Annotated in this window: 25 protein-coding genes; 12 read left to right on the forward strand and 13 right to left on the reverse strand. The window is 69.4% G+C overall.

All coding sequences use genetic code 11. The features are described 5' to 3' along the window. Position 1 precedes the first annotated feature (1 nt). Both NWFMUON74_RS12490 and NWFMUON74_RS12495 read left to right on the forward strand, forming a co-directional pair. Positions 2 to 682, forward strand: a complete 681-nt coding sequence (locus tag NWFMUON74_RS12490) for a DUF3159 domain-containing protein (RefSeq protein WP_232111161.1) — start codon at positions 2 to 4, stop codon at positions 680 to 682. A gap of 193 nt (positions 683 to 875) precedes the next feature. After that, positions 876 to 1,535, forward strand: coding sequence for a sigma-70 family RNA polymerase sigma factor (locus NWFMUON74_RS12495; protein WP_269475333.1), 660 nt, complete (start codon positions 876 to 878; stop codon positions 1,533 to 1,535). Here the strand turns inward: NWFMUON74_RS12495 and NWFMUON74_RS12500 are convergent. Both NWFMUON74_RS12500 and NWFMUON74_RS12505 read right to left on the reverse strand, forming a co-directional pair. Next, positions 1,532 to 2,212 (reverse strand): potassium channel family protein, encoded by a 681-nt coding sequence (locus tag NWFMUON74_RS12500; protein ID WP_187687968.1) that lies wholly within the window; start codon positions 2,210 to 2,212, stop codon positions 1,532 to 1,534. The two genes, NWFMUON74_RS12495 and NWFMUON74_RS12500, sit on opposite strands and share 4 nt — an antisense overlap. Beyond that, positions 2,209 to 2,880, reverse strand: coding sequence for a potassium channel family protein (locus NWFMUON74_RS12505; RefSeq protein WP_187687969.1), 672 nt, complete (start codon positions 2,878 to 2,880; stop codon positions 2,209 to 2,211). Before NWFMUON74_RS12505 ends, NWFMUON74_RS12500 begins: the two co-directional genes overlap by 4 nt. A gap of 232 nt (positions 2,881 to 3,112) precedes the next feature. Here NWFMUON74_RS12505 and NWFMUON74_RS12510 point away from each other — a divergent pair, with 232 nt between their 5' ends. Continuing rightward, positions 3,113 to 5,104: an APC family permease gene (locus NWFMUON74_RS12510; protein WP_187687970.1), complete on the forward strand. Its 1,992-nt coding sequence runs from the start codon at positions 3,113 to 3,115 to the stop codon at positions 5,102 to 5,104. Positions 5,105 to 5,267: 163 nt separating this feature from the next. After that, positions 5,268 to 6,812, forward strand: coding sequence for a class I SAM-dependent RNA methyltransferase (locus NWFMUON74_RS12520; protein ID WP_232110991.1), 1,545 nt, complete (start codon positions 5,268 to 5,270; stop codon positions 6,810 to 6,812). 157 nt (positions 6,813 to 6,969) lie between these two features. On the opposite strand, the gene NWFMUON74_RS12525 is transcribed toward NWFMUON74_RS12520, so the two are convergent. Next, a complete protein-coding gene (locus NWFMUON74_RS12525; protein ID WP_187687971.1) occupies positions 6,970 to 7,644 on the reverse strand; it encodes an SIMPL domain-containing protein in 675 nt (224 codons plus the stop codon). Between the two features lie 240 nt (positions 7,645 to 7,884). Here NWFMUON74_RS12525 and dxs point away from each other — a divergent pair, with 240 nt between their 5' ends. Beyond that, complete coding sequence (dxs, locus tag NWFMUON74_RS12530) at positions 7,885 to 9,774, forward strand: 1-deoxy-D-xylulose-5-phosphate synthase (RefSeq protein ID WP_187687972.1); 1,890 nt, start codon at positions 7,885 to 7,887, stop codon at positions 9,772 to 9,774. Between the two features lie 95 nt (positions 9,775 to 9,869). Continuing rightward, complete coding sequence (locus NWFMUON74_RS12535; RefSeq protein ID WP_187687973.1) at positions 9,870 to 10,673, forward strand: enoyl-CoA hydratase; 804 nt, start codon at positions 9,870 to 9,872, stop codon at positions 10,671 to 10,673. Between the two features lie 320 nt (positions 10,674 to 10,993). Here NWFMUON74_RS12535 and NWFMUON74_RS12540 read toward each other — a convergent pair whose 3' ends face one another. Both NWFMUON74_RS12540 and NWFMUON74_RS12545 read right to left on the reverse strand, forming a co-directional pair. After that, a complete protein-coding gene (locus tag NWFMUON74_RS12540) occupies positions 10,994 to 12,265 on the reverse strand; it encodes an HRDC domain-containing protein (protein ID WP_187687974.1) in 1,272 nt (423 codons plus the stop codon). 22 nt (positions 12,266 to 12,287) lie between these two features. Further along, on the reverse strand, positions 12,288 to 12,839 hold the full coding sequence (locus tag NWFMUON74_RS12545) for a DUF3000 domain-containing protein (RefSeq protein WP_232111163.1): 552 nt from the start codon (positions 12,837 to 12,839) through the stop codon (positions 12,288 to 12,290). Positions 12,840 to 13,068: 229 nt separating this feature from the next. Here NWFMUON74_RS12545 and hemE point away from each other — a divergent pair, with 229 nt between their 5' ends. Beyond that, complete coding sequence (gene hemE / locus NWFMUON74_RS12550) at positions 13,069 to 14,136, forward strand: uroporphyrinogen decarboxylase (RefSeq protein ID WP_187687976.1); 1,068 nt, start codon at positions 13,069 to 13,071, stop codon at positions 14,134 to 14,136. 5 nt (positions 14,137 to 14,141) lie between these two features. On the opposite strand, the gene NWFMUON74_RS12555 is transcribed toward hemE, so the two are convergent. Further along, entirely contained in the window at positions 14,142 to 14,501 is a 360-nt protein-coding gene (locus NWFMUON74_RS12555; protein ID WP_187687977.1) for a hypothetical protein, read from the reverse strand. Between the two features lie 146 nt (positions 14,502 to 14,647). Between NWFMUON74_RS12555 and NWFMUON74_RS12560 the strand changes: the two genes are divergently transcribed. The 3 genes from NWFMUON74_RS12560 (at position 14,648) to hemQ (ending at position 18,013) form a co-directional block, all read left to right on the forward strand. Then, positions 14,648 to 16,198: an FAD-dependent oxidoreductase gene (locus NWFMUON74_RS12560; RefSeq protein WP_187687978.1), complete on the forward strand. Its 1,551-nt coding sequence runs from the start codon at positions 14,648 to 14,650 to the stop codon at positions 16,196 to 16,198. 122 nt (positions 16,199 to 16,320) lie between these two features. Then, complete coding sequence (locus NWFMUON74_RS12565; protein ID WP_187687979.1) at positions 16,321 to 16,944, forward strand: hypothetical protein; 624 nt, start codon at positions 16,321 to 16,323, stop codon at positions 16,942 to 16,944. A gap of 373 nt (positions 16,945 to 17,317) precedes the next feature. After that, positions 17,318 to 18,013: a hydrogen peroxide-dependent heme synthase gene (gene hemQ / locus NWFMUON74_RS12570; protein ID WP_187687980.1), complete on the forward strand. Its 696-nt coding sequence runs from the start codon at positions 17,318 to 17,320 to the stop codon at positions 18,011 to 18,013. Positions 18,014 to 18,072: 59 nt separating this feature from the next. On the opposite strand, the gene msrB is transcribed toward hemQ, so the two are convergent. From msrB to NWFMUON74_RS12590, 4 genes are all read right to left on the reverse strand, one after another. Beyond that, positions 18,073 to 18,528, reverse strand: a complete 456-nt coding sequence (msrB, locus tag NWFMUON74_RS12575) for a peptide-methionine (R)-S-oxide reductase MsrB (RefSeq protein WP_187687981.1) — start codon at positions 18,526 to 18,528, stop codon at positions 18,073 to 18,075. Positions 18,529 to 18,657: 129 nt separating this feature from the next. Then, complete coding sequence (locus NWFMUON74_RS12580) at positions 18,658 to 18,864, reverse strand: DUF397 domain-containing protein (RefSeq protein WP_187687982.1); 207 nt, start codon at positions 18,862 to 18,864, stop codon at positions 18,658 to 18,660. Positions 18,865 to 18,894: 30 nt separating this feature from the next. Then, the gene (locus NWFMUON74_RS12585) at positions 18,895 to 19,101 is read right to left on the reverse strand and encodes a DUF397 domain-containing protein (RefSeq protein ID WP_187687983.1); all 207 of its coding nucleotides are present in this window, start codon (positions 19,099 to 19,101) and stop codon (positions 18,895 to 18,897) included. After that, entirely contained in the window at positions 19,098 to 19,997 is a 900-nt protein-coding gene (locus NWFMUON74_RS12590; RefSeq protein ID WP_187687984.1) for a helix-turn-helix domain-containing protein, read from the reverse strand. Before NWFMUON74_RS12590 ends, NWFMUON74_RS12585 begins: the two co-directional genes overlap by 4 nt. 373 nt (positions 19,998 to 20,370) lie before the next feature. Between NWFMUON74_RS12590 and NWFMUON74_RS12595 the strand changes: the two genes are divergently transcribed. After that, a complete protein-coding gene (locus NWFMUON74_RS12595) occupies positions 20,371 to 20,919 on the forward strand; it encodes a hypothetical protein (protein WP_232110992.1) in 549 nt (182 codons plus the stop codon). A 431-nt stretch (positions 20,920 to 21,350) separates the two neighbouring features. Here the strand turns inward: NWFMUON74_RS12595 and NWFMUON74_RS12600 are convergent, their stop codons facing one another. The 3 genes from NWFMUON74_RS12600 to NWFMUON74_RS12610 all read right to left on the reverse strand — a co-directional run bounded on the left by NWFMUON74_RS12600 (position 21,351) and on the right by NWFMUON74_RS12610 (position 25,164). Then, on the reverse strand, positions 21,351 to 22,700 hold the full coding sequence (locus NWFMUON74_RS12600; RefSeq protein ID WP_232110993.1) for a glycosyltransferase family 87 protein: 1,350 nt from the start codon (positions 22,698 to 22,700) through the stop codon (positions 21,351 to 21,353). A gap of 89 nt (positions 22,701 to 22,789) precedes the next feature. Continuing rightward, on the reverse strand, positions 22,790 to 24,358 hold the full coding sequence (locus NWFMUON74_RS12605) for an alpha/beta fold hydrolase (RefSeq protein WP_187687987.1): 1,569 nt from the start codon (positions 24,356 to 24,358) through the stop codon (positions 22,790 to 22,792). Between the two features lie 32 nt (positions 24,359 to 24,390). Then, positions 24,391 to 25,164 (reverse strand): pyrimidine reductase family protein, encoded by a 774-nt coding sequence (locus NWFMUON74_RS12610; protein ID WP_187687988.1) that lies wholly within the window; start codon positions 25,162 to 25,164, stop codon positions 24,391 to 24,393. Positions 25,165 to 25,199: 35 nt separating this feature from the next. Between NWFMUON74_RS12610 and zapE the strand changes: the two genes are divergently transcribed. Continuing rightward, the gene (gene zapE / locus NWFMUON74_RS12615) at positions 25,200 to 26,216 is read left to right on the forward strand and encodes a cell division protein ZapE (RefSeq protein WP_187687989.1); all 1,017 of its coding nucleotides are present in this window, start codon (positions 25,200 to 25,202) and stop codon (positions 26,214 to 26,216) included. Positions 26,217 to 26,562: the final 346 nt, after the last annotated feature.

The raw sequence follows: 26,562 nt of genomic DNA on the forward strand, positions 1-26,562 counted from the left end.
GATGCACGACCGTGAGCCCGACGACCGGGAGCCCGTGCCCGTCGGCCCGCTGCAACAGACCATGCTGGAACAGCTGGGCGGCTTCAGCGGCCTGATCTACTCGACGCTGCCGGTCCTGGTGTTCGTCCCGGCCAACGCCCTGTGGGGGCTCACCGCGGCGATCTGGTCGGCGCTCGGTGTCGCGGCGGCGATCCTGGTGTGGCGGCTGGTGCGCCGCGATCCGGTGCAGCCGGCCATCTCCGGTTTCATCGGCGTCGGCGTGTGCGCGTTCATCGCCTACCGGATGGGTGCGGCCAAGGGCTTCTTCGCGTTCGGCATCTGGGCCAGTCTCGTCTACGGCGGCGTGTTCCTGGTGTCGCTGCTGGTGCGCTGGCCGCTGGCGGGAGTGATCTGGGGCTGGCTCAACGGGCACGGCACCGACTGGCGTTCCGACCGCCGGGTGCTGCGCCTGTACGATCTGGCGACCCTCGTGTGGGTGATCGTGTTCGGCGCCCGCTACCTGGTCCAGTCCCAGCTCTACGACCACGACGCCACCGGCATGCTGGCCGTGGCCCGCATCGCCATGGGCTGGCCGTTGACCGCCGTCGCGCTGCTGGTCACCGTGTGGGCCGTGCGCAAGGCCGGACATCTGCCGCGCTCCGGCGGCGGCGAACCGGCCGTCGGCCGTCATCGAGTCGACTGAGCGTCCCCGCCGACCGGGCGATTCGATCATGAACCGAAACGCCGCTCTCCCCGAACAACCGGATGTGCCCACACCTTTGGGGGCGGCCCGCGCATCCAGGTGGGGATGAACCCACCCCTGGGGTACCTATTTCGCGACCTCGGTTCATCGCACGATCGTTGGTGAGATCAGCGATCGGCGAAAGGATCCGACAGTGGGTACCGAGGGCAACACGGTGGCGACACAGGACCGGCCGACGAGTCGCGGCGCCCGGTCACCGAAGACCACCGCCGCCGGTTCGGAAAGCCGCCGGGCCGCGGCCGAACTGGACCGGTTGATCGGACCGGCCGCCGCGGGCGACCGCCAGGCCGTCACCGAGATCATCAAGATCGTGCAGCCGCTGGTGCGGCGCTACTGCGCGGCGCGCATCGGCAGCGGCGGGCACCTGCACGTCACCGCGGAGGACATCGCCCAGGAGATCTGCATCGCGACCGTGCAGGCGATTCCGCGCTATCGCGATCAGGGCAAGTCGTTCCTGGCGTTCGTCTACGGCATCTCGGCCAACAAGGTGGCCGACGCCTTCCGCCGCGCTCAGCAGCAGCCCGCCTATCCCGTCGCCGAATTCCCCGACCGGCCCTGTACCGCGGCGGGCCCGGAGGAGATGGCGCTGGTGTCCGAGCGCCGCCTGGCCACCCGCGAACTGATGAAGGTACTGGCTCCCGCGCATCGCGAGGTGCTCGTCATGCGCATCGTGCTGGGCTGGACCGCGGCGCAGACCGCCGAGGCGATCGGCACCAGTCCCGGCGTGGTGCGGGTGATGCAGCACCGGGCGCTGAACAAGCTGCGCGCCGAGCTGAACGTTTCCCGGTCCTAGTCGATCTGCTCGCCGAAGCCGTTGACGCCCAACGACTTCCGCAATTCGTCCTCGGCCTCCACCGAGGTCACGAACAGCAACTCGTCCTCGCCCTCGAGCGGATCGTCGGCTTGGGGCACGATGACCCGGCCGCCGCGCAGGATCGTCACCAGGGCGGCGTCGCGGGGGAGTTTCAGCGTCCGGACGGCCTTGCCGGCCAGCGGGGTGTCGGCCGGCAGGGTGATCTCGACGAGATTGGCCTGCCCTTGGCGCAACGTCATCAGCCGCACCAGATCACCGACCGACACCGCCTCCTCGGCCAGCGACGCCAGCAGCCGCGGCGTGGACACCGCCACGTCCACGCCCCACGAGTTGTCGAACAACCACTCGTTGCGCGGATCGTTGACCCGGGCCACCACCCGCCGGACCCCGAATTCGGTCTTGGCGAGCAGGCTGAACACCAGATTCGCCTTGTCGTCCCCGGTGGCCGCAATCACCACCTCGTATTCCTGCAGCCGCGCCTCCTCGAGCAGTTCCAGCTCGCAGGCGTCCCCGTGCACCCAGGTCGCCGCGGGCACGGCCGCCGGATCGACGTGATCGATCCGGCGCTCCAGCAGCATCAGCTCGTGGCCGCCGCGGATCAGTTCCTGGGCGATGGATCGGCCCACCGCGCCGGCACCGGCGATCGCTACCTTCACGACTTGTCCTCGCTCGACGGTGGAACGGCGGCCAGCGCCGCGGCGGCGCCGACGCTGCCGGAGGTGGCCGCGACGTAGACGGTGTCGTCGGCCTGCAGCACGGTCTTGCTGCCGGGCAGCACGCCCTGTCCGAACCGGATGAGGAACGCGACGCGGGCGCCGGTGGCCTCCTCCAGATCTCGTACCGTGCGCCCGTACCAGTCCTCGTGCAGGTCCAGCGGGGTGACCGCGACCGTACCCGTGGGGTCGCGCCAGGTGGCGCCGTCCTCCTCGTTGAGCAGGGCGCGCAGGAAGCGGTCGGTGGTCCACGGCACGGTCGCGATGGTCGGGATGCCGAGGCGCTCGTAGACGGCTGCGCGCTTGGCGTCGTAGATGCGCGCCACCACGCGCTCCACGCCGAAGTTCTCCCGCGCCACCCGCGCCGAGATGATGTTGGAGTTGTCGCCCGAGGAGACCGCCGCGAAGGCGCCCGCCCGCTCGATGCCCGCGCGCTGCAGCACATCCCGATCGAAGCCGACGCCGGTGATCCGCTCGCCGCTGAAATCCTTGCCCAGGCGCAGGAACGCGCTGGAATCCCGGTCGATCACGGCCACCTCGTGACCGACCCGGACCAGACCGCGGGCGAGCGCGGAGCCCACTCGCCCGCAGCCCATGATCACTACGTACACCCTGCCAACCCCAATTCCCGAAAACCGTGATGTGCGGTCTGGTTCCCTGTGGAAGGAACCGTACCCGCTGACCATCGACCACAGCCACGTTCCCCCTCCGTCCGCGCTTCAAACCCGCCGCAGGGCATGACGGCTGCGGTCGGCATCCACGGAGCAACCGTCGCGCGGCGCGCGGGAATCGAGCTCACGGCGGCTGGGCGCGGGGCAGCGCGACTGCCTTATGCTCGCAGGAGTGTCCAAGTTGACGACGGCCGCGAAACGAATGGTGGTCGGCCGCCCATTTCGTAGCGATTCGTTGGGTCATACGCTGCTGCCCAAGCGAATCGCGCTGCCGGTATTCGCCTCCGACGCGCTGTCCTCGGTGGCCTACGCCCCCGAGGAGATCTTCCTCGTCCTGTCCACGGCGGGGCTGTCGGCGTATGTGTACGCGCCGTGGGTCGGGCTGGCGGTCGCGGCGGTGATGGCGGTCGTCGTGGCCAGCTATCGGCAAAACGTGCACGCCTACCCGTCCGGCGGTGGTGACTACGAGGTCGCCACGGTGAACCTCGGGCCCACAGCGGGCTTGACGGTGGGCAGCGCGCTGCTGGTCGACTACGTGCTGACCGTCGCGGTATCGATCTCCTCGGCAGCATCCAACATCGGCTCGGCGGTGCCGTTCGTCGACACCCACAAGGTGTTGTTCGCGGTGGTGGCGATCGTCGTGCTGACCGCGATGAACCTGCGCGGCGTGCGGGAGTCCGGCACCATGTTCGCCGTCCCGACCTACGCGTTCATGATCGGCATGTTCATCATGCTGGCCTGGGGGTTCCTGCGGATCGAGGTGTTCGGCGACGAGATACACGCCGAATCGTTCGGGTTCGCGCTGCAGGGCGAGGACGCGCATCTGCAGGGCATCGCCTTCGCCTTCCTCCTCGCGCGGGCCTTCTCCTCCGGCTGTGCCGCGCTGACCGGTGTCGAGGCCATCAGCAACGGGGTCCCGGCGTTCCGGAAACCCAAGTCCCGCAACGCCGCGACCACCCTGCTGATGCTGGGGCTGATCGCGATCTCGCTGCTCATCGGCATCATCCTGCTGGCGCGCCGGATCGGCTTGGTCTACGCCCACGACGCCGCCGACCTGGTGGGCGCTCCGGCTGGCTATCAGCAGAAGACGCTGATCGCGCAGCTGGCACACGCCGTGTTCCAGGGCTTCCCGGCCGGGTTCTACTTCCTGACCGTGGTGACCGCGCTGATCCTGGTGCTGGCGGCCAATACCGCGTTCAACGGGTTCCCGGTGCTCGGCTCGATCCTGGCGCAGGACCGGTTCCTGCCGCGGCAGCTGCACACCCGCGGGGACCGGCTGGCGTTCAGCAACGGCATCCTGTTCCTGTCCGGCGCCGCGATCGCGTTCGTGGTGCTGTTCGGCGCGGAGGTGACGCGGCTGATCCAGCTCTACATCGTCGGCGTGTTCGTGTCGTTCGTGCTGAGCCAGACCGGCATGCTGCGGCATTGGACCAGGTTGCTGCGCACCGAGACCGACCCGGCGCTGCGGCGGCGCATGATGCGGTCGCGGGTGATCAACGGCATCGGGCTCACCATGACCGGCGCGGTGCTGATCATCGTGCTGCTCACCAAGTTCCTGGCCGGCGCCTGGATCGCCATCGTCACCATGGCGGCGATCTTCGTGCTGATGAGAATGATTCGGCGGCACTACGATTCGGTGTCCACCGAACTCGACGAGCAGACCTGGGACGGGGTGCTGCCCAGCCGCACCCACTCCATCGTGCTGGTGTCGAAGCTGCACCTGCCCACCCGCCGCGCGATCGCCTACGCCCGCGCGACCCGTCCGGACATGCTCGAGGCGGTCACGGTCAACGTCGACGAGGCCGATACCCGCCAGCTGGTACGGGAGTGGGAGAAGAGCGATATCCCGGTGCCGCTCAAGGTGGTCGAGTCGCCGTACCGCGAGATCACCAAGCCCGTCGTGGATTACGTCAAACGTGTCCGCAAGGACGCGCCCCGCGACGTGGTGACGGTCTTCATCCCCGAATACGTGGTCGGACACTGGTGGGAACAGTTGCTGCACAACCAGAGTGCCCTGCGCCTCAAGGGCCGCCTGCTGTTCGAGCCCGGTGTCATGGTGACCAGCGTCCCGTGGCAGCTGAGCTCGTCCTCGGCGAAAGCCGGGCAGGCGGGGATCGAGAGCGCGCCCGGCGCGGTGCGGCGCGGTTACGGCGAACAACGATGACCGAGCGACTGATTCCACGGCCTCGCTGGGTGTGTGCGACGAGGTACGGGCGGGGTGGCGTTGCCCCGGGGAGCGCCAAAGAAGCCGTACGACCGAGGCGTGGCGGGGTGGCCCGGCATCGGTGGCAGGGTGGCTGCCCGGACGTGGCGTCGGTGGGGAAGCGATGAGCGTCGGACGTGGAAGTGATTGGACGGGGGAGGTTTTCGAGGTCCGGCTGGGCGCACCCGGGCATGGTGGTTTCTGTGTCGCACGGTACGAGGGGCGGGTGCTGTTCGTGCGGCACGGGCTGCCGGGCGAGCTGGTGCGGGCGCGGGTGACCGAGGACCGCGGGAAATCATTCTGCCGGGCCGACGCGGTCGAGATCCTGGAGGCGTCGCCGGACCGGGTGCCCGCGACGTGCCCGGTGTCGGGCCCGGGCGGAGCCGGTTGCTGCGACTTCTCCTTCGCCGCTCCGCACGCACAACGGCATCTGAAAGCCGCCGTGGTCGCCGAGCAGCTACGCCGGCTGGCGGGCTGGGAGACCGAGGTCGAGGTGGAGCCGATCCTCCTGGGCGACAGCATGTTCGGTGCCAGTGCGCCGGGCGCTGCAGGCCCCGGCGTGGCCGATCGTGGTGTGGCCGACCATGGTGCGGCAGACCCCGGCGTAGCCGATCGTGGTGTGGCGGATCGTGGTGTAGCCGATCGTGGCGTGGCCGACTTCGGTGTGGCCGACCGTGGCGTGGCCGACTTCGGTGTGGCCGACCGTGGCGTGGCCGACATCGGTGGGCGTCGTCTGGGCGCGGCCGACGGCCGGTTCGGCGCGGCGCCGCTCGAGGTCGGTGGATGGCGGACGCGGGTGCGGCTGGTGGTCGACGCCGAGGGGCGGGCGGGTGTGCATCGGTATCGCAGTACCGACGTGCTGGCGGATCTGCGCTGCCCGCAACCGGTTGCGGGCGCCGTGGACGGTATCGCCGAACGGGCGTGGACGCCGGGCGCGGAACTGGTGGTGGCCGTCGACGGAGACGGCTTGCGGCACATCGTGGAGCTGGCCCCGTCGCGGCACGGTGGCCGCGGAGGTGGAGATCGGCGCAGCACCGCCGCACGGCGGGCAGCGGCGCACGCGGCGCGGCCCGAGCGGATCGTCGAGGGCAGCGGCCGGGCGGTGCAGTATGTGGCGGGGCGCCGCTGGGAGGTGTCGGCGACCGGCTTCTGGCAGCCGCATCTCGGTGCGGCGCAATGTTATTCGGATGTGGTCGCGGAGTGGTCGGCAACCCCTGCCGGTGCCACGGCGTGGGATCTCTACTGCGGCACGGGCGTATTCGCCGCGCGTCTCGCCGAGCAGGTGGGTGGCACGGGAGTGGTGCACGGTGTCGAATCCGCGCGGTCGGCCGTGGCCGACGGCGCCGCCGCGCTGCGCGACCTGCCCGCGGTCGGCCTCAGCGCGCAGCGCGTGGAACGCTGGCTGTCCGACCGGACCGGTTCACCCGCACCGCAGGTCGTCGTGCTCGACCCGCCCCGCGCGGGCGCGGGGAAGGACGTGATCGCCGCCCTCGCCGCCGCCGACCCGGCCCGCATCGTCCACATCGGTTGCGACCCAGCCGCTTTCGCCCGCGACATCGGCCTCTACCGCGCCGCGGGCTACCACGTCACCAGGCTGCGCGCCTTCGACGCCTTCCCCGCCACCCACCACGTCGAATGCCTCGCCCTGCTGGAGCGCACCGTTTCCTGACCGTCGCGCATCGGCCGGTGGCTGTGGGGCCGCCCGCCGAGGCGGGTTGCTGACCGACGCACCACAGCACGGCGACCGAACCGGCCGGTGCCGGGCACGACATGCCGCGTGAGCCGCGAGGTCATTCCTGCGTGCGGAAGACGAGATTGCTTGCTGGTCAGTCGAGTAGCCAGGTGGCGCGCAGGGTGGCGGAGAGCTCGGATTCGCCGTACTCGATGGGGACCGGCGCGGACGGGGCCGCCATCGCGACCATGGTGAACTCGGGGCCGCCGACCGGAGCGGGGGCGGCGGTGGTGTTCTCGGTGATCTCGAGCACCGGGCCCAGGGCGCGTCCGGCGCGGGCGGCGTATCGGGTGGCTTTGGCGTGGGCGTCGTCCCAGGCGGCATCGCGGGCGCGCACCAGCAGGGTTTCGGTGTCGGCGAAGGTCAGGTTCAGCCCACCGAGCCGGACGTCGTCGCCACCCGCCGCGACGGCATGGGCCACCACCGTCGCCGGATCGGGAGCGCCGGAATCGGCCCGGTCCGTGCGCAGCGACACGGTCAGCGTGGTGGTCGCCACGTAGCCGGTGATGCGGGAGCCGCTGTCCTCGGTCCAGGTGGTCTCGGTGCGGACCGACAGCCCGCTGGTCCCGATATCGGTGGAACGCACGCCGTCCGCCCGTAGCGCCGCGGTGACCGCCGCCGTGCGCTCACCGGCCCGGCCGTAGGCGAGCGCGACCGTGCCGGCCCGGGTCTCGACGGAGATCGAGACCCGCATGAGGTCCGGTGTGCCGTGGGCGGTTCCGTTTCCGAAGGTGGTGACGGTGGCGGGGTGGTGTCGGTCGTCGGTCATCCGGCCTCCTGCGTCGGTGATCGGTGCGGCCGCCCGGTCCGCCCTCCCGACGCGCCCGAGCAGTGTTCTCGATACTGCCCTCTCGCGCGGCCGTTGCCCAGCAGGCCGTCGGCCCCGGATATGTCGCGTCTCACAACACGCCGGAGTGTCCTGGGCGGGCTTGCCATTCTGGTCATCGGGGGCTCGGACGGCTCCGTAGACTGTCTGAAACAAACGAGCCATCCAGAGGGAGTAATAGCGGTGGGAGTTCTTTCCCGGGTCGATACGCCCGAGGACCTGCGCCGGCTCACGGCGTCGGAGCTCGAGCAACTCGCGGAGGAGATTCGCGAGTTCCTGGTTCGCAAGGTCGCGGTGACGGGTGGTCATCTGGGACCGAACCTCGGAGTGGTGGAGTTGACGATCGCGCTGCATCGAAGTTTCGATTCGCCGGCCGATCCCATCATCTTCGACACCGGCCATCAGGCCTACGTGCACAAGATCCTCACCGGCCGCCAGGACGGGTTCGACACGCTGCGCAAGCAGGGCGGGCTGTCCGGCTACCCGAGCCGGTCCGAGAGCGCGCACGACTGGGTGGAGTCCTCGCACGCCTCGGCCGCGCTGTCCTACGCCGACGGCCTGGCCAAGGCGTTCGCGCTGACCGGCCAGCGGCGGCACGTGGTCGCGGTGGTCGGCGACGGCGCGCTCACCGGCGGCATGTGCTGGGAGGCGCTGAACAACATCGCCGCCGGTCCGGACCGCTCGCTGATCGTGGTCGTCAACGACAACGGCCGCTCCTACTCACCCACCATCGGCGGCCTGGCCGACCGGCTCAGCGCCCTGCGCATGCAGCCCGCCTACGAGCAGGCGCTCGACGCCACCAAGCGGTTCGTGCAGGGCATTCCGCGCGTCGGCAGTTCGGCGTACTCGATGCTGCACGCGCTCAAGGCCGGCATCAAGGACGCGGTCGCGCCGCAGGAACTGTTCAGCGATCTCGGCCTGAAATACCTCGGCCCGGTGGACGGCCACGACACGGCCGCGCTGGAGGCGGCGCTGCGGCGCGCCAAGGACTTCGGCGGCCCGGCCATCGTGCACGTGGTCACGCAGAAGGGGCACGGCTACCGGCACGCCGAGGACCACGAGGCCGATCAGATGCACTCGATCGGCGCCATCGACCCGGCGACCGGCCAGCCCCGCGGCGGCAAGGCGGTGGGCTGGACGTCGGTGTTCTCCGACGAGCTGATCCGCCAGGGCGAGCAGCGCGACGATATCGTCGCGATCACCGCCGCCATGCCCGGCCCGACGGGGCTGACTCCGTTCGGCAAGCGCTTCCCGGATCGCATGTTCGATGTCGGCATCGCCGAACAGCACGCTGTGACCTCCGCGGCCGGGCTCGCCCTGGGCGGCCTGCACCCGGTGGTCGCGATCTATTCGACCTTCCTCAACCGCGCCTTCGACCAGCTGCTGATGGACGTGGCGCTGCTACGCCTGCCGGTGACCCTGGTACTAGACCGGGCCGGGGTGACCGGCGACGACGGCGCCAGCCACAACGGCATGTGGGATCTGTCGGTGCTGGGTATCGTGCCCGGCATCCGGGTCGCGGCGCCCCGCGACGCGACGACCCTGCGCGAGGAACTGGCCGAGGCGCTGTCGGTGCACGACGGCCCGACCGCCGTGCGCTTCCCGAAAGGCGCGGTGCCCGACGATCTTTCGGCGGTGGAGCGACTGGACGGCGTCGACGTGCTGCGCATGCCGGAGGGCGGTACCGCGCAGACGGTCCGCGGCGACGTGCTGCTGGTGGCGGTCGGCCCGTTCGCCCAGCACGCCGTGCAGGCCGCGGATCTGCTGACCGCCGAAGGCTTTTCGGTTACCGTGCTGGATCCGCGGTGGGTGCTGCCGGTGTCCGACACGGTGGTGAAGCTGGCCGAGAACTACCGGCTGGTCGTGACGATCGAGGACGGCGGCATGCACGGCGGCATCGGCTGCACGCTGTCGTCGCGGCTGCGCGCGGCGGGCATGGACGTGCCGACCCGCGATCTCGGTGTGCCGCAGCAATTCCTGGACCACGGCTCGCGCGCCCAGATCCACCAGGAACTGGGCCTGACCGCCGAGGACATCGCCCGCCGCGTCACCGGCTGGCTGGGCGGAATCTGAACCTTCGCCGGTTCGGCTGTCGGCTTCACGCCGGGACTTTCGCGAGGATTCTGTAACAGGTTACAGTTCCTCCCAGTCGTCCGGGAGGTAGTCGCATGTCGTTCGTGCTCGTCGAGAAGCCGAGGCCGCAGGTCGCGCTGGTCACCCTGAACCGCCCGGAGCGGATGAACGCCATGGCCTTCGACGTGATGGTCCCGCTGCGCGAGACGCTGGAGGCGGTGGCCGCCGACAACGACGTGCGCGTGGTGGTGCTCACCGGGGCCGGTTCGGGTTTCTGCTCCGGGGCCGATCTGCAGGGCGCGGGCAAGGTGCCCAACATCGGCGGCCTCACCCGCACCAGCATCGCGCGCCGCTCGATGGATCTGCTCAACGACGTGATGCTGGCGCTGCGCCGCATGCATCAACCGGTGATCGCGGCGGTGAACGGCGCGGCCATCGGCGGCGGATTCTGTCTCAGCGTCGGCGCGGACATCCGTCTCGCGGCCGAGGGCGCCTACTTCCGCGCGGCGGGCATCAACAACGGGCTCGCCTCGACCGAACTGGGCATGAGCTACCTCCTGCCGCGGGCCGTCGGCGCGTCGCGCGCCTTCGAGATCATGCTGTCCGGCCGCGACGTGGACGCCGCCGAGGCCGAGCGCATCGGCCTGGTCTCCCGCACGGTACCCGCGGACCAACTCCTCGGCGCGTGTTACGACCTGGCCGAACGCATCATCGGATTCAGCCGCGTCGGCACCGAACTCACCAAACGTATGCTGTGGAGCGGCATGGAGGCGGGCAGCTTCGAATCCCACATGCAGCACGAGGGCACCGCCCAGCTCTACATCCGCCTGACCACGGAGAACTTCGACGAGGCGATCCGCGCCCGCCGAGACCGCCGCGCGCCGGTGTACGAGGACTGAGCGGGCGTCCGCTCAGCCGTGCAACGGCACTCCCCTCATTACGGCGCCCCACCTGCTCAACCGCGCTCGACACCGTGACGGCACTCGGCCCCTCACTCCGCATCCCGCATGTTCTCGGCCGGGATCCACCCGGAGCCGTGGGTTGCGGCAAACACGCCGGATTCAGGGGAGTGCCCTTGGTAGCGAACGCTCGGGCCGGGCACCCGAAGGGTTGCGCTAGCCGAACAACGCGGTTGCCAGGCGGGGCGCGGCAAGTTCGCGCTGATTCGGGGGAGTGCCCTTGGGAGCGAAGGCTCCGGCCGGGCACCCGAAGGGTTGCGCTAGCCGAACAACGCGGTTGCCAGGTGGGGCGCGGCAAGTTCGCGCTGCCATGGTCGCGCGCCCCCGGCCTTCAGATAGTCGTCGATGGCCTGCACCGGCGCGTCCGGGACCGTATCCGACCGGAATTCCGGCAGGCCGTCCCAGCACAGCCGACGCAGCAGGTCGGGGGTCAGCAGATTTTCCACCGGCACCGAATGTTCTTCCGACAGTTCGCCCATGGCGGCGCGGGCGCGGGTGAGGCGGGCGGCGGCGGCCGGATCGCGGCGCTCCCAGCGGTTCACCGGCGGCGGACCGTCGTAGGGCTGGGTCAGTGTCGGCAGTTCGGACTCCGGCAGTGCCCGGGCCCGGTCCACCGCGGCCAGCCAATCCCGCGAATGCCGCCGTTGGCGCGGCCCGCCGAAGACGGGCAGTGCGCGCAGCTGGCCGATCGTCTTCGGATCCGCCTGTGCCGCAGCGATGATCGCCGAATCCGGCAGCACCCGGGCCGGAGCCACATCCCGGTGGCGGGCCAATTGGTCTCGGGCGGTCCATAATTCGCGCACCACGGCGAGCTGACGCGTGCGGCGCAGGGAGTGGATGCCCGAGGTGCGCCGCCAGCGGTCGGCCTTGGGCGCGGCCGGCTCGGTGGTGCGCACATGCTCGAATTCCTGTGCTGCCCAATCGCTCTTGCCCTGCTTCTCGAGCGAGGCCGCGACCTCGTCGCGTAACTCGAGTAACAACTCCACGTCGAGGGCGGCGTAATTGAGCCATTCCGCGGGCAACGGCCGGGTCGACCAGTCGGCCGCGCCGTGCCCCTTGCGTAGCTCGCGGCCCAGCAGCTTCTCCACCATCGCCGCCAGCCCGACCCGCTCGAACCCGGCCAGCCGCCCGCCGAGTTCGGTGTCGAACAGCCGCGCCGGTCGCAGTCCCAGTTCGGCCAGCCCCGGGAGATCCTGGTCCGCCGAGTGCAGCACCCATTCCAGGTCGTTGATCGCCTCGGCCAGCGGCCCGAGCGCGTCGGTCACCGGGATCGGATCGATGAGAAAGGTCCCCGCCCCGCGGCGGCGCAGCTGGATCAGATAGGCGCGGTTGGAATAGCGGAACCCCGAGGCGCGCTCGGCGTCCACGGCCAGTGGTCCCGCGCCGGCGGCGAGGCGGGCCGCGGCGTCGGCGACGGCCGCGGCTGTCTCCAGTACCGGTGGCACGCCGTCCACCGGTGCCAGCAACGGCACGACGGGATCGTCGTTCCCTTCGATCCGCGTGGGGTTCTCGGACTCGTCGGCAACGGGCATAGCCCAGAACTTTACGTGGCGGTCAGAACTGGTCGTCGGCAATCTGCGGACCCGGCCGCAAATGGGTAATGCCCGCGGGCGGCAAACCGGCCGCGTAGGCCAGTACTTCGCAGAAAGCCTCGACGTGTGGTCCGAGATCGGTGGAGCCGACCGTCCAGGATGCCCGCAGCTCCAGCTGATAGGCCCGCGGCGGCCCGGCGATATCGCCGTAGCGGACCGAACTGGTGGAGGTCACGGTGCCGCCCAGCGCGGTGAACGGCTCGGCCCGCGATTCCAGGGCGTCCACCAGCCAGCTCCAGGCCACCTCCGGCAGCAGCGGATCGCCGGCCAGTGCGGCGTCGATATCGGCCTGGATGTAGGCCACGAGACGGAACACGCCGTGCCAAGCCTCGTGGCCGTTGGGGTCGTGTAGCAGGATCAGCCGCCCGAACGCGTCGCCCTCGGAATCGACCGGTACCACGTTCGTGTCCGGATGTTTGACTTCGGCTCCGATGGCGTATGAATAAGGTGCCAGGCGTTGCGGCGGCCGGATCGGTGCGAGCTCGATCCTGGGGTGCACGGATGCGCTGCCCATCGCATCGACCGCGGCGCGAAACTGGGCTGGTTCGCTGTCCGGGCCCGGGGTCGGTGCGGCGCCGTCGCGGAAGTCGAGCGGTGTCACGAATGTGACGGTAGACCTCATCCACCCGAGGCGGTCGGAGGCGCGCCGCGACGTGCATTCTGGCGTTCGCAGTGAGAATGTGCGCCGATACCCGCCGACCGCGCGGCGCGGGCCGATCGCGAGCCCGCATACGATAGCGGTGATGAGCACTCCAACTCGCCGCCGGTTGTCCGATGCGCCGTTCCTCGCTGCCGCCACCGGCGGCACGCCGAACCGGCGTCCCGTCTGGTTCATGCGGCAGGCCGGGCGCTCGCTGCCCGAGTACCGGGAGGTGCGGGCGGGCGTCGGAATGCTCGAGTCGTGCTTCGATCCGGAGCTGCTGTGCGAGATCACCCTGCAGCCGGTCCGGCGGCACGGGGTCGACGCGGCGATCCTGTTCTCCGACATCGTCGTTCCGCTCAAGGCCGCCGGAATCGACCTCGACATCGTGCCCGGCGTGGGCCCGGTGATCGCGAAGCCGGTGCGCACGGCCGACGATGTGCGTGCGCTGCCCCGGCTGCGCCGCGAGGAGGTCGGCGCGGTGGTCGACGGCGTGCGGCTGCTGCTGGACGAGCTCGGTGACACCCCGCTGATCGGATTCGCCGGTGCCCCTTTCACTCTCGCCTCCTATCTGGTGGAGGGCGGGCCCAGCAAGAACCACGAGCGCACCAAGGCGATGATGCTCGCCGACTCCGACACCTGGCACACGCTGCTTGGCGTGCTCACCGACATCACCATCGAATTCCTGCGCGCGCAGCTGGGCGCGGGCGTGGACGCCGTGCAACTGTTCGACTCCTGGGCCGGTGCGCTGTCGCTGGCGCAGTACCGGGAATTCGTGCTGCCGCATTCGGCGCGGGTGTTCGCCGAGCTGGCGGCCGCGGGCGTGCCGCGTATCCACTTCGGGGTGGGCACGGGGGAACTGCTGGGCGCGATGGGTGAGGCGGGCGCCGACGTGGTCGGGGTGGACTGGCGAGTGCCGCTCACCGACGCGGTGCGCCGGGTGGGCGCCGGAAAAGCGTTGCAGGGCAACCTGGATCCCGCGGTGCTCTTCGCCGGGCCCGCCGTGATCGAGCGCGAGGTCCGCCGCATCGCCCACGAGGCCGACGAGGCGATCGCGATGGGCGCCACCGGCCACATCTTCAACCTCGGCCACGGGGTGCTGCCCCAGACCGACCCGGGCGCCATCACCGCCACGGTCGAGCTGATCCACGGCCTGCCCCTGCCGCTGTAGTCGCGCTACCACTCGCCGAGCGGCCGCACGTCCCAGGACAAGCGGATACCGGGCTTGGTGCGCAGCGTCAGCGGTTCGTGCGTATCGCCGTGGAACCACAGGCGCAGGCCCTCGTGGTCGGGCTCGCGCAGCACGGTCAGCCGGTCTACCCTGCGCAGGCGGCCGAGGTAGGCGATTTCCTCGTCGCCCGAGTACATGGTCAGGTAGGCGTCTCCGGCCGTCGGGTCCAGCGAGAAGAGCACGGTCGTGCTGCGCCGGGTCAATCGGAACGAGTGCAGGCCCACCGGCCAGTCGAGATCGTCGTACCCCCGGGTGGGCTCGTCCTCGAACAGCCAGATCAGCTCCGCCAGGTCGGGAATCTCCATGCGGCCACGGTATGCGCCGCAGCGGGGCCGGTGGCCCGTAACGGTCGGTCGCGCCGGTGCGGGTACCGTCCAGAACAGGGCACGCGATGGTTCGCGGGGGTGCGGCCGGGCGCGTGCGACGGGTGTGAGCGGGCGAGGAGTGGTCGATGCGGATCGCGGTGGTGGGTGCGGGGATCAGCGGGCTGGTGGCCGCGTATCGGCTGCGGAAGGCGCTGGGCCCGAAGCTCGAGCTGGTACTGCTGGAGCGGTCCGAGCGGATCGGCGGCATTCTCCGCACCGACGACATCGCCGGGGAGCCGGTCGATCTCGGGGCGGAGGCGTTCGTGGGCCGTCGGCCCGAAATCCCCGCTCTGCTGGGCGAATTGGGGCTCGCGGACCAGCTGGTGTATCCGGCGGGGAAGCGCCCGCTCATCTGGTCCGGCGCGGCGGCGCACCCGCTGCCGGAACGCACGCTGATGGGTATTCCGGCCGGGCCCGACGCGCTGGCCGGGCTGGTGGACGAGGCGACGCTGGCGTGGATCGCCGACGAGCCCGCGCGGCCGCTCGACTGGGTTCCCGGCGGCGACATGGCGGTCGGTGAACTCGTGGCCGCCCGGCTCGGGGAGCAGGTGGTGCGGCGCAGCGTGGACCCGCTGCTCGGCGGAGTGTATGCGGGACTGGCGAATTCGATCGGCGTGCGGGCCGCGCTACCGACCCTGGCCGCCGCCCTGGACGCCGGTGCGGCGAGCCTGTCACAGGCGGTCGCCGACGCCCTGCCACCACCTTCGACCGCACCTGTCTTCGGTGGCATCCGCGACGGATACCGAGTGCTGCTGGAAGCGCTGCTGAAAGCCGCCGCGCCCAGACTCGAAACAGGCTGCGCTCCAGCACAACTGACGCGGACCGCGCACGGCTGGCGGCTAGACCTGGTGGACGAGCAAGGTACGGCAGGCAAGCTGGGTACGGCAGGCAAGGTAGGTACGGCAGCTGAGCTGGGTCCGGCAGGGCAGGTGGGCGCGGCGGGTGAGCGGGGTCCGGCAGGGCAGGTGGGCGCGGCGGGTGAGCGGGGCGCGACAAGGCAGCGGGGCGCGGCAGGTGAGCTGAACACGGTCGGCGAGTTGGGCATGGTGGGCGAGTTGGACGCGGTGGTCCTCGCGACGCCCGCGCCGGTGACGGCATCCCTGCTGCGCGGGGTGGCACCGGCTGCTGCGGCGGCGATGGTGGGAATCGAGCTGTCCTCCTCGGCGGTGGTCGCCCTGGCCTTGCCCCCGGATACCCCGCTGCCCGACAACTCCGGCATACTCGTCGCCACCGGAGAACCACTGCGCGCCAAGGCGTTCACGCTGTCCAGCCGCAAATGGCCACACCTGGCCGCCCGTGACGTCGCACTCGTCCGCGCGTCCTTCGGCCGTTTCGGCGATGACTCACTGCTGTCCTGGTCCGACGACGACCTGATCGCCGCCGCGGCGACGGACCTGTCGACGGTGACCGGTATCCCGATTACTCCCATCACCGCCCGCGTCCAACGCTGGCACGGCGGCCTTCCGCAATACGCCCCCGGCCACCTCGACCGCGTCGCCGCCATCGAAGCCGGTCTCGCCGACCTGCCCGGCCTTGCCATAGCCGGCGCGTACCTGCACGGTGTCGGCGTCCCGGCCTGCGCCGCCTCCGGCACCGCGGCCGCCGAGGCGGTGCTTGCCGACCTCACCCGATTGTGATTCGGAATCGGTGCCGGGCTGGGCCTGCCACCGAGGAGAACAATCAGCGGGCTCTTCCGGTCACCTGCTTCCATAGGGCAGTGTTGTATCCATTCGATCCAGAGACCGGCATTCTCGACCGTTTGACGGGAATGTACGCTGGAGATCTCCCTGTCGAAGCACTGCCCGAACTCGCTGCCATCGCCGCCGATGGCGCGCCGAGTGATCGGGCTCGGGCCGTGTCGATCGCGGGCGCTCTCATCTCGGCAGCCGACCCCTACACCGCCGAGATCCGGGACCGATATCGCGATAGCATCGCCGCCTTGCTCGGCGAGGTGCGGTCCGAACTGGCCGCGGAAGCCCCCGCAGCGGACCGCGAGCCTGCCGCTTTCATAGATCGGGTGCATTCGATGCTGACATTCGAGGACTCGGCAGCGTGGTCGCCGAGACTGTTCGAGTTGACCGATGGGGAGATCGAAATCGAATGTCCCGTCTGCTGGGCCGCGATGACCGTGCACCTCGGCGGGGCCGGATTCTTCACCTGCACGAGCGGTTATCCGCTCGACCGAGTCACCAAGCGACCGCTGATCCCCGCGCATCCCGATCGCCTGACGGGGCTCGGCGCCCGTCTGCACCGGCTCGCTCTCGTCGGCCGCCAGTTCACGATCGCACGGCAATTCACCTACCTCTTCGGTCGTGGCACATGCACGGAAAACGGCCACGAATTCACGCCCGTCGACGCCCTCGAGAAGGCGGCGATGCCGTAGACAGCCTTCTCTTGACGAACGGGCGCGCCCGCGCCGCGCATCGCTCAACAGCGGTGTGTGCGCGGATTGCCGATGCACTGTGGGGAACGGCTTGTCGGAAGCTGTGGCGACGCCGTTGTTCTCCCCGTGTCCGGCGCGGACGCGGGGAGCGGCATTGCGCTGCCGCGTCGCCATGGAGCGTGTGATGACGGGGCGGAGGCGTGGTGTGTGGGTGACCTGTGGCATGGCTGGAGCGTGGCAGCAGGCACCGACAGGTGAGGATTCCCGCACTCATTGCCTTGTGGCACACGGCGTTTCGGTGGTGTGTCGGGGTGCGGGAACATGCACGGGGTGCGGCGGTGTGGGGTGGGCTCGGCAGTGGCAGGATGGGGACATGGCGCGACTCGATTACCAGGCTCTCAACTCGACCATCCGGTACCTGATGTTCTCGGTGTTCCAGGTGCGGCCCGGGGTACTGGGGGAGGATCGGGAGGCGGCGATCAAAGAGGCGCGGGAGTTCTTCGACTCGCTGGGCGAGCGCGGCGTGGTGCTGCGCGGTATCTACGACGTCGCGGGTATGCGGGCCGACGCCGATTTCATGCTCTGGACGCACGCCGAGCGCATCGAGGATCTGCAGGCCGCTTACGCCGACTTCCGCCGCACCACCGAACTGGGCCGGGCCAGCGCGCCGGTGTGGAGCAACGCCGCGTTGCACCGCCCGGCCGAGTTCAACAAGAGCCACGTCCCGGCTTTCCTCGCGGGGGAGGAGCCGGGCAACTACATCTGCGTGTACCCGTTCGTCCGGTCCTACGACTGGTACCTGCTGCCCGACGACGAGCGGCGCAAGATGCTCGCCGACCACGGCAAGGAGGCGCGCGGCTATCCCGACGTGCGGGCCAACACGGTGTCGTCGTTCGCGCTGGGCGACTACGAGTGGATTCTCGCCTTCGAGGCCCCCGAACTGCACCGCATCGTCGACCTGATGCGCGACCTGCGCGCCACCGAGGCCCGCCGGCACGTCCGCGAGGAGATCCCGTTCTTCACCGGCCCGCGCGTGGAGGTCGAGAAGCTGATCGCCGCCCTGCCCTGAACCGGCCGACAGCCCCGTATTTTCGGGTCATGCGGAGGGCGCGGCTGCGATCGTAAGGTTCATCCGTCCTCTCCGTGTGTTGCGTTGTCCGAGGGGTGCAGCCGCAACGAGATGGAGTTGATGCAGTACCGCTTGTCGGTCGGGGTCGGATAACCCTCCCCTTCGAAGACGTGGCCGAGGTGGCTGTGGCAGTTCGCGCACAGCACCTCGACGCGGCGCATGCTCAGCGAGTCGTCGGCACGCAACAGCACCGCGTCCGAATCGGCCGGGTCGAAGAACGAGGGCCAGCCGCAATGCGAGTGGAACTTCTCCGTGCTGCGGAACAGTTCCGCACCACAGGCCCGGCACGCGTACACCCCGACAGTCTCGGTGTCGGTGTACTCACCGGTGTAGGCGCGCTCGGTCCCCGCCTCCCGCAACACCGCATACTCCTGCGGCGACAACCGCGCCCGCCACTCCTGCGGCGACAACTGGATCTTCGGTGCCGGTAGTGAGGTATCGGACTCGGAACTCATGCACACAGTCTAATGGCTCGCTGCTGTCGCCGAGGGACGGCCGCATCGGGCCAGACGGAATCGAAGATAGGCCCGGGTTTCCGCCGGGCCTATCTTCATCCACTCGGGAAATTAGCGAAAACCGGGAACTCACGCCCGGTCGAATTCTCCGCCTTGCACGCCGTCCGTGAACGCTTCCCACTCCCTCGGGCTGAAGATGAGCGCGGGACCGGTCGGATCCTTGGAGTCGCGCACCCCGACCATGCCCGCGTCGAGGTGGGCTACCTCCACGCACTCGTTGCCGCCTGAACTACGGCTGGACTTGAACCACTTCGCCTCTGCCAGATGTGCTTTCATTTCGCATGCTCCTTGGCTACATGCCGTGGCTTATGCTCCCTCGAATTCTCCGCCTTTGACGCCACTCGTGAAGGCATCCCACTCGCTCGGGGTGAAGACGAGTGCTGGGCCGGTCGGGTTCTTGGAGTCGCGAACGCCGACCATGCCCGCATCGAGGTGGGCTACCTCCACACAATCACTACCACCTGCACTTCGGCTGGACTTGAACCACTTCGCCCCGGTCAGGTCTATGTTCACTGCACATACTCCTTGGCTGTCTGCCGTAGCAGAAGCTTGCTGTCGGCCTCGCTCAACGCTACTCCGTGGATCGTATTGAACGCCTTGCGATATCTCCGCACGCTGTCCGTTCGCTCCAGATACATGTCGCCGGTGTAGCTCTCGATGAAGACCACGGGCGGTTCGTGGGGGTGTCCCTGACTGTCCACCCCGAAGTCCAGAAGAGTGAAGGGGCCAGTCGCGATACCCAGCGGGAAGCCCGCGGAGTTGGGCAGTATCCGCACCCGCACGTTCGCTGGCATATCGGCAATGTGCCGGAGCTGCTTCGCCATGACATGCGGGTCGCCGACGACACGGCGCAGAACTCCCTCGTCCACCACCAGATCGACCGACAGGGGAGACACCTTACGCATGATCCGATGTTGTCGTTCCCGCCGGACCCGTACGCGCCGTTCGAGTTCGAGGACGGTGTCCTCCGGAAAATAGAGTGCGTCGAGCGCTCGTGCGTAATCCGGCGTCTGGAACAGTCCGGATATCATGTCCGGCCGATAGATGCGCAGATCCTCGGCCGCCGCTTCGAGACCCATGTACAGATTGAAGGTCTCTTTGATGATGTCGCCGTACTGGTGCCACCAGTTGGGCTCTTTTCCCTGCGCCGCAAGTGCTTTCAGGGCGGGGAGCATGGCGCGATGTTCGTACAGTTCGCACAGTGCCTCCAGGTGATCGTCGTGGATCACCGAGGCCGCACCGGTTTCGAGGCGCTGTAAGGTCCCGTCGCCGACGCCGATCGCCTTGGCGGCGTTGCGGATCGACATGCCGTAGGCCTGGCGCATGTCGCGCAGGTAGCGGCCCAGTTGCCTGCGGGGTACGCCGGTGGTCGGGGTCGCGTTCGTCGGTCGGCCCTTGGTCCCGCTCATGTGTGGTTCCTCCCTCGGTCGTGGATCACGTGTAGCCCTACTCGTGGATCACGGGTACCGAATGGCATGGATCACGGCGCTGACAAATTCTGGATCGTCCACTGGGACAACGTAGAAATTAGCCCGAATTATCGATCGGATGATCCAGATGAGTGCTGTGTGTGCTTCGATCCCCGTTGTGTACCCGGTAGCGCGGCTGACGTTCTCTCCCCGTCCGGCGCTGCGAGCCGGGTACACCTTACATCCAGCATCGAAGCCGAGGGGGTCGTTTGATGATCATAACCAAAGCAACACTGCCGCAACGTGTTCCGGATGAGAGGCTGAAAGCTTCTCGGGAGGAGTCGTGAGCTGGGCGGACGTGTTCAAGAGCCCGGTGGCGATCGGCTATCTGGACAAAGACATTTCCGGATTTCGGCAGTCTGCCGACGAGGAGAAAATACGTTCGCATGCGAAGCGTTCGAGATACAACCTCGTGAAAACGGTCGTTTTCAGCAGCCGGACCGACCGGCCGATGCAGCGGCTGGTCAATGTGGTCGAGCATCTCGGAGCCGAGGCGGTTTTCATTCCCGATATCCGGCATCTCGACGGCTCGGCCATTCCTCGGAAATTGCACGAGATCGCCACCGTCATCACGGTCGACCCGGAATCCATATATCAGCGGATGCGTCGGAAGCAGTGCCCGGACGTCCGGCGACATCCGAGTAGAACACCATGGGAGGTGGGTTGGATGAACGACAGGTCCGTGACCGGCCCGGTGACGCCGCGGGTCGAGGCACTCGCGGCGCGCGCCGGACGGGCGGGCTATCGCCTGGTACGCGGCTGGGCCTCGCCGTACCCGTGGCAGTTGCTCGACGCCGAAGACGACGAGCCGATCCACACAGCCGCCACCCTCGACCTCATCGAGCGGATCCTTGATGAGTAACCCGACATCCCGGCGAAAAGCATTGCCGGGATGTCGGGTTGTCGGGATGTCAGGGCATGCCGGGATGTCGGGTCGTCGGAAGGCCAGGGGCATGCCGGGATGTCGGGTCATCGGAATGGGGCATGCCAGATGTCGGGTCATCGGAAGGTCAGGGGCATGCCAGATGTCGGGTCGCTGGACGCCAGCAGCATGCCAGATGCGGGGTCGTCGCAAATGTCAGGGTATGCCGGGTCGCCGGAATGTCAGGGTGTGCCGGGATGTCGGAATGTCAGGGCGTGCCGGGATGTCGGGTCGCCGGATGCCAGGGGCATGCCAGATGTCGGGTCGCCGGGATGTCAGGGGCACGTCGGGTCGCCGAGATGTCAGGGGTGTGCCGGGATGACGGGTCGCCGGGGTACCAGGAGCACGCCGGGATGCCAGGTTTGGCGTGGTCAGGTGAGGGCGCTCGCTCGGGATTGGGTGCGGGGCTCGGCTTGGTTCTCGTTGTCGCCGGTCCGGTCGGAGACGGTGTCGCCGCCGTGGGTTTCGGTCGTCGATTCGGCAGACGTCTCCGGCTGCTTCGCGCCGTCGGGCAGCAGGAAGACCGGGTCGATCCCCGAACTCAGCCGCCCTTCCCGCCGCGCCGCCAGGTAGCGGTCGCCGAGCACGCAGAACACCACGATCAGCAGCAGGCTCCAGCCGAGGGTGACGCGCAGGTACTCCAGCGTGCGCCCGGTGCTCTGCCAGTGGTCGAGCAGCCATTTCTCGTACGTCATGAACCCGAAGATGGCCAGCCACGCCGGCCAGTTCCGCAGCACCGAGTTGCGCAGCGCCACCGTCATCAGGAAGGGGAACAGCAGCATCGAGTAGTACTGCTGACCCAGCGCGGTCACCACGAACTCCGCGGTCAGCAGCACACCCGCGGCGGTGCAGACGAAGAACAGCTCGTCGTGCAGGTAGTAGCGGTACAGCAGCCACAGCGAGACCAGCACCACCGCGCCGAGCAGGATGCGGATGGTCCAGGTCAGCCACGGGTCGAGGCCCCAGTAGGCCGCGCTGCCGGGGATCGAGCTGTTGAAGTAGTCGCGCGCCTTCAGCGAGTAGGGCAGGGTCCGGTGCAGGTAATCCATCGGATCCTTGATCAGCGGCCACGCGATCGCCATCAGCGCCACCGGTACGCCCAGCGCGGTGATGAACACCCGCCACTGCCGCCGCGCCAGCGGTATCAGCAGCAGCGGCGCCAGCGTCGGTTTCACCGCGATCGACAGGCCCATCACCACCCCGGCCCACAGGTCCCGCCGTCCGAGCAGCAGATGGATGAACAGCACCTCGGCCAGCAGGATGCAGCCGTTGACATTGCCGAAACCCAGTGTGTTGATGACGGTTTCGGAGGCGAACATCAGCAGCAGGGTCAGCGGCGCGGCATAGGAGCGCACGCTGAGCTTGAACAGCTTCAGCAGCAGGTACCACGCCAGCACGATCGCCACCGCGTTCAGCGCTACGAACAGCCACTTCGACTTCTCCGGGTCGATGATGGCGAGCGGCGCGACCAGCAGGGTGCCGCTGGGCGGGTACAGGTAATGGGGGTCGACGAGGTCGAAGTTCTCACCGTAGATCGGCTGGCGGTTGAGGAAGGCCAGCGACGCCCGGTACACGGGCGCGAAATCGTCGGTGATGTTGAAGTTGGTGCCCTCGACGAATACCTGATGCAGCACGGTCATGACCGCGAACGGCCACAGTGCGAAGTTCAGGACCTCGGTGGTGGTCCGAGCGGTGCGAGGCTCGAGCTGGCGAAGGAACACTGGGGCACGGTACACCGGAAACCTTGGAACGGTTGCTCGGACCCGGTGTTCGGCGTCCGTTCGTGTCGCGGATCCGGTCCGCGCGGGCGTCACGCGGGGCAGGCGGTGCCGTCCTGCGGCAGCTTCGCGTCCTTCGCGTACTCGTTGATGTACCGCTGGGCGCAGCCGGTGTGGGTGAAGACCGGATGACCCCAGCCCTGCCATTCGACCGAAGCGGTACGCGCCCCGGCCGCGCCGAGCACACCGGTCACCGCGGGCCGTCCGTCGCCGCCCACCACCGGATCCGCGGCGGCGCCCAGCACCAGCACCGGCCCGGTGTACTTCTCCGGCAGCTGCGGCGGACTGGGCACCGGCCACGCGCTGCAGGCCATCAGCCGGGTCGCGGCGGCCTTGCCGAACACCGGGTACTGCCCGCCCCAGGCGGTCACCAGATCCTTGGCGCGGGTGGGCGTGGCGGGCTGCTGGTTGTCGCTGCAGCGGGCGACGAACTGCCCGTCGGACTCGACGGCCGCCGATTCGCGCAGCGCCAGGTTGTCCAGCGCGCCGCGGTCGCCGCGCCCGGCGGCGGCCAGCGCGTCGGCGAGTTCGGTGATGTGGCCGGCCTGATCGGCGCGCGGATCGCCGAGGAAGCCGGAGATGGTGGTGAGCAGGACGCCCGCCGACAGATCACCCAGCTGTCCCGCGGCCGCGCGGTTCACCAGATCGGTCACGGCCGCACGGGGATTGGCGCCCAGCGCGCAACCGATCGCCGCGCAGCGCTGCGCGAAACCGGTCAGCGCCGCCTCCTCGCCCTTGACCTGATGCTCGGCCCGTCCGACCGCGTCGGCGTTGACCGCCTCGGGAGAGTCGAGCACCAAGCGCGAGAGGTGATCGCCGTACTTGGCGGCGTAGGTCATGCCCACCCGCGCGCCGTTGCCGGTGCCGAGCAACGCGATCGTGTCCACCTGCCACTGCTTGCGCAACTGCTCGATGTCGTCGGCGGCGTGCGCGGCGTCGAAAGTGCCTTGATACGGCTGCAGGAAGTCCTGGCAGGCGATGGTGGCGTCCTGGCTCAGCTTGGCCATGGTGTCCACGGGATCGCCGCCGCCCGGGGCGAATTGGCCGTTGTCGGCCACCGCGCGGCGGGTCTCGAGGGTCATGCAGTCGATCGGCTGCGAGCTGCCCATGCCGCGACGGTCCACCGCGACGATCGGGTGCTCGGCCAGCACCGCGGCGGCCGGTCCGGCGGCGAGGCCCGCGATGGTGGCGGTCGAGGAACGATCGCTGCCGGAGGTCAGCACCAGCGGGGCGGCGTCGGCCGGAGTCTGCTGCAGCCGGGCCCGCACCGCGCCGTTGCGGAAGGTGCCGAGGATGGCGCCGCCCGCGTCGATCGGCGTCGAGTACTCGGCGCATTCGAGGATCACGCCCGCGGGCGGGGCGCCCAGACCCAGCAGATTGAAGGTCGGCACCGCGCAGTCGCGCCAGCTCAGATCGGTTTTGGGGGATTGCAGCGCGGGTGGCGCCGGTGCCGCCGAAGTGGTCGGCGCCCCGCCGCCGGCCTCGTGCGGTCGCTCCACCGCGACACCGGGCCGCTGCGAGGGCCCCGCGCCGCACGCGGCGACAGTGAGGAGAACCGTCAGCGATGACGTCGCCAGCAAGGCGGCCCGAGTCCAGCGCATGCGCTACAGCCTGCCAGGTCCGGCGCGCCGTTTCAGCCTTGGGTCGCGGCGCGCTCCCAACGGGTCAGCAGTGTGCCGTCGTCGTCGACGAGCACCTGCCGCAGCGCCATCGGGGTCGGCAACGCGTTGGGCGACACCGCGATTCGAGCCGCCGTACCCCCGACGAGCAGCGGAGACAGGGTCAGGCAGAGCTCGTCGGCGGCACCGGCCGAGATCAGCTCGCCGAACAGCGACGGCCCGCCCTCGCACAGCACCCGCAGCAGCCCGCGGGCGGCCAGGGCCGCGCGCAGGTCCGCGCCGGTGACCGTGGTGTCGCCCGCCTCGATCACCTCCGCGCCCGCCTCGGCGAGCAACCGCTTGCGCTGCGCGGGGGCGGCGGCGGTGGTGAACACCAGCGGCGCGCGCTTGGTGTCGGTGAACAACCGGCAGGCCGGATCCAGCGCAGCGCTCGCGCTGACGACCGCGATCGGCGGCGGCGCGCCGTCCCGTGCCCCGCCGAGGCCGTGCTGGTAGAGGCGGATGCGCCGGTGCGTATCGGTGCGGGCGCCGGCGTAGTTCTCCGCGCGGACGGTGCCCGCGCCGACCAGGATCACGTCGGCGAGGTCGCGCAGGAGCATGAAGACGTCGTGGTCGGAGCTCGTGCCCAGGGCCCCGGACCGCCCGTCCACCGTCACCGCGCCGTCGAGACTGGACACGAAGTTGATTCGGATCCACGGGAATCGGAGCCGGGCCGGATAGGCGTACAGCCGCACCAGGTCGTCCTTGGTGAGCGCTGTGAACTGGATCGCATTGGGAGCACGCTGCATAAGTTCCGATCACACCACGTCAGTACGCTACTCGGGTGCAACAACGCCTCGCCGATCGTCATCCGGAGGTTCCGGCCGATCAGCTCATCGCCCAGATGGTGCCGCCGCCCACCTTCGACGAGGTGAGCTTCGCCTCCTACATCCCGGATCCGAAGGAACCGACCCAGGCGGCGGCCGTGCAGAAGGCCGAGCAATTCGCCGGGAAGGTCGCGAAGATCCACGCGGCGGCCGGGAAGAAGACTCTGTTCGGGAAGAAGAAGCAGGTCGACGGGGCCGGGCTGTACCTCGACGGCGGGTTCGGCGTCGGCAAGACCCACCTGCTGGCCTCGATCTATCACGCCTCGCCCGCGCCGAAGTCGTTCGGCACCTTCGGGGAGGTCACCAATCTGGTCGGCGCGCTCGGCTTCACCAACGCCGTGGAGCGGCTGGCGGGCAACAGCGTGCTGTGCATCGACGAGTTCGAACTCGACGATCCCGGCGACACCATGCTGGTGTCGCGGCTGCTGACCGAGCTGACCGCGCGCGGCGTGTCGGTGGCGGCGACCTCCAACACCCTGCCGGATCAGCTGGGCGAAGGCCGGTTCGCCGCCCAGGACTTCCTGCGCGAGATCCGCAAGCTGGGTTCGCTGTTCGACGCCGTGCGCGTCGACGGCCCGGACTACCGCCACCGCGATCTGCCCCCGGCGCCCGAGCCGACCGCGCCCGATCGGCTCATCGAAAAGGCCGCGGCCACATCGGGTTCCACCCTCGACGATTTCGACGAGCTGCTGGCGCACCTGAGCACGCTGCACCCGTCCCGCTACGGCGCATTGGTCTCCGGCGTGTCGGCGGTGTTCGTGTCGAACGTGCACACCGTCACCGATCAGGCGGTCGCGCTGCGCGTGGTGGTCCTGGCCGACCGGCTCTACGACGCGGGCATCCCGGTCACCGTGTCGGGAGTGAAGCTGGACCGCATCTTCTCCGAGGAGATGCTCGGCGGCGGCTACCGCAAGAAGTACCTGCGCGCGATCTCGCGCCTGCTCGCGCTGTCGCGCTTCGAGGTACCTGCCTGAGCGGTCGTGGTTTTCGCTGCCTGCTCGAGCGGTCGCGATTCGCGCTGCCTGCTTGCGCGGGAATTCCTCCGCGCCCGGCAGTCCGCCGAGCAGACTCCATCACGACCAGCCGCCGGGTCGCGGTTTGCGGTGCCTGCTTGCGTGGTTGCGGTTAGTGGTGCCTGCTTGCGTGGTTGCGGTTAGTGGTGCCTGCTTGCGTGGTTGCGGTTAGTGGTGCCTGCTCGAGCGGTTGCGGTTCGGGGCGCTTGCTTGCGCGGTCGCCGTGCGAGGTACCTGCCTGAACGACTGACCAGTCGGCGTAAGGTGAGCGGTCGAGTTCGCCGACTCCGCCCGGGCGTCGGCCCGA

This window comes from Nocardia wallacei, from assembly GCF_014466955.1.
Classification (GTDB): domain Bacteria; phylum Actinomycetota; class Actinomycetes; order Mycobacteriales; family Mycobacteriaceae; genus Nocardia; species Nocardia wallacei.

What these genes read in the sequence shown, in the direction of transcription:
- NWFMUON74_RS12580 (WP_187687982.1), bottom strand. Translation starts at nt 18,864, where the DNA reads ATGAAAGCACATCTGGCAGAGGCGAAGTGGTTCAAGTCCAGCCGTAGT.
- NWFMUON74_RS12555 (WP_187687977.1), bottom strand. Translation starts at nt 14,501, where the DNA reads ATGGAGATTCCCGACCTGGCGGAGCTGATCTGGCTGTTCGAGGACGAG.
- hemE (WP_187687976.1), top strand. Translation starts at nt 13,069, where the DNA reads ATGAGCACTCCAACTCGCCGCCGGTTGTCCGATGCGCCGTTCCTCGCT.
- NWFMUON74_RS12520 (WP_232110991.1), top strand. Translation starts at nt 5,268, where the DNA reads ATGAGCGTCGGACGTGGAAGTGATTGGACGGGGGAGGTTTTCGAGGTC.
- NWFMUON74_RS12590 (WP_187687984.1), bottom strand. Translation starts at nt 19,997, where the DNA reads ATGAGCGGGACCAAGGGCCGACCGACGAACGCGACCCCGACCACCGGC.
- NWFMUON74_RS12605 (WP_187687987.1), bottom strand. Translation starts at nt 24,358, where the DNA reads ATGCGCTGGACTCGGGCCGCCTTGCTGGCGACGTCATCGCTGACGGTT.
- NWFMUON74_RS12490 (WP_232111161.1), top strand. Translation starts at nt 2, where the DNA reads ATGCACGACCGTGAGCCCGACGACCGGGAGCCCGTGCCCGTCGGCCCG.
- NWFMUON74_RS12610 (WP_187687988.1), bottom strand. Translation starts at nt 25,164, where the DNA reads ATGCAGCGTGCTCCCAATGCGATCCAGTTCACAGCGCTCACCAAGGAC.
- hemQ (WP_187687980.1), top strand. Translation starts at nt 17,318, where the DNA reads ATGGCGCGACTCGATTACCAGGCTCTCAACTCGACCATCCGGTACCTG.
- NWFMUON74_RS12545 (WP_232111163.1), bottom strand. Translation starts at nt 12,839, where the DNA reads ATGGGCAGCGCATCCGTGCACCCCAGGATCGAGCTCGCACCGATCCGG.
- NWFMUON74_RS12535 (WP_187687973.1), top strand. Translation starts at nt 9,870, where the DNA reads ATGTCGTTCGTGCTCGTCGAGAAGCCGAGGCCGCAGGTCGCGCTGGTC.
- NWFMUON74_RS12540 (WP_187687974.1), bottom strand. Translation starts at nt 12,265, where the DNA reads ATGCCCGTTGCCGACGAGTCCGAGAACCCCACGCGGATCGAAGGGAAC.
- NWFMUON74_RS12525 (WP_187687971.1), bottom strand. Translation starts at nt 7,644, where the DNA reads ATGACCGACGACCGACACCACCCCGCCACCGTCACCACCTTCGGAAAC.
- msrB (WP_187687981.1), bottom strand. Translation starts at nt 18,528, where the DNA reads ATGAGTTCCGAGTCCGATACCTCACTACCGGCACCGAAGATCCAGTTG.
- NWFMUON74_RS12560 (WP_187687978.1), top strand. Translation starts at nt 14,648, where the DNA reads ATGCGGATCGCGGTGGTGGGTGCGGGGATCAGCGGGCTGGTGGCCGCG.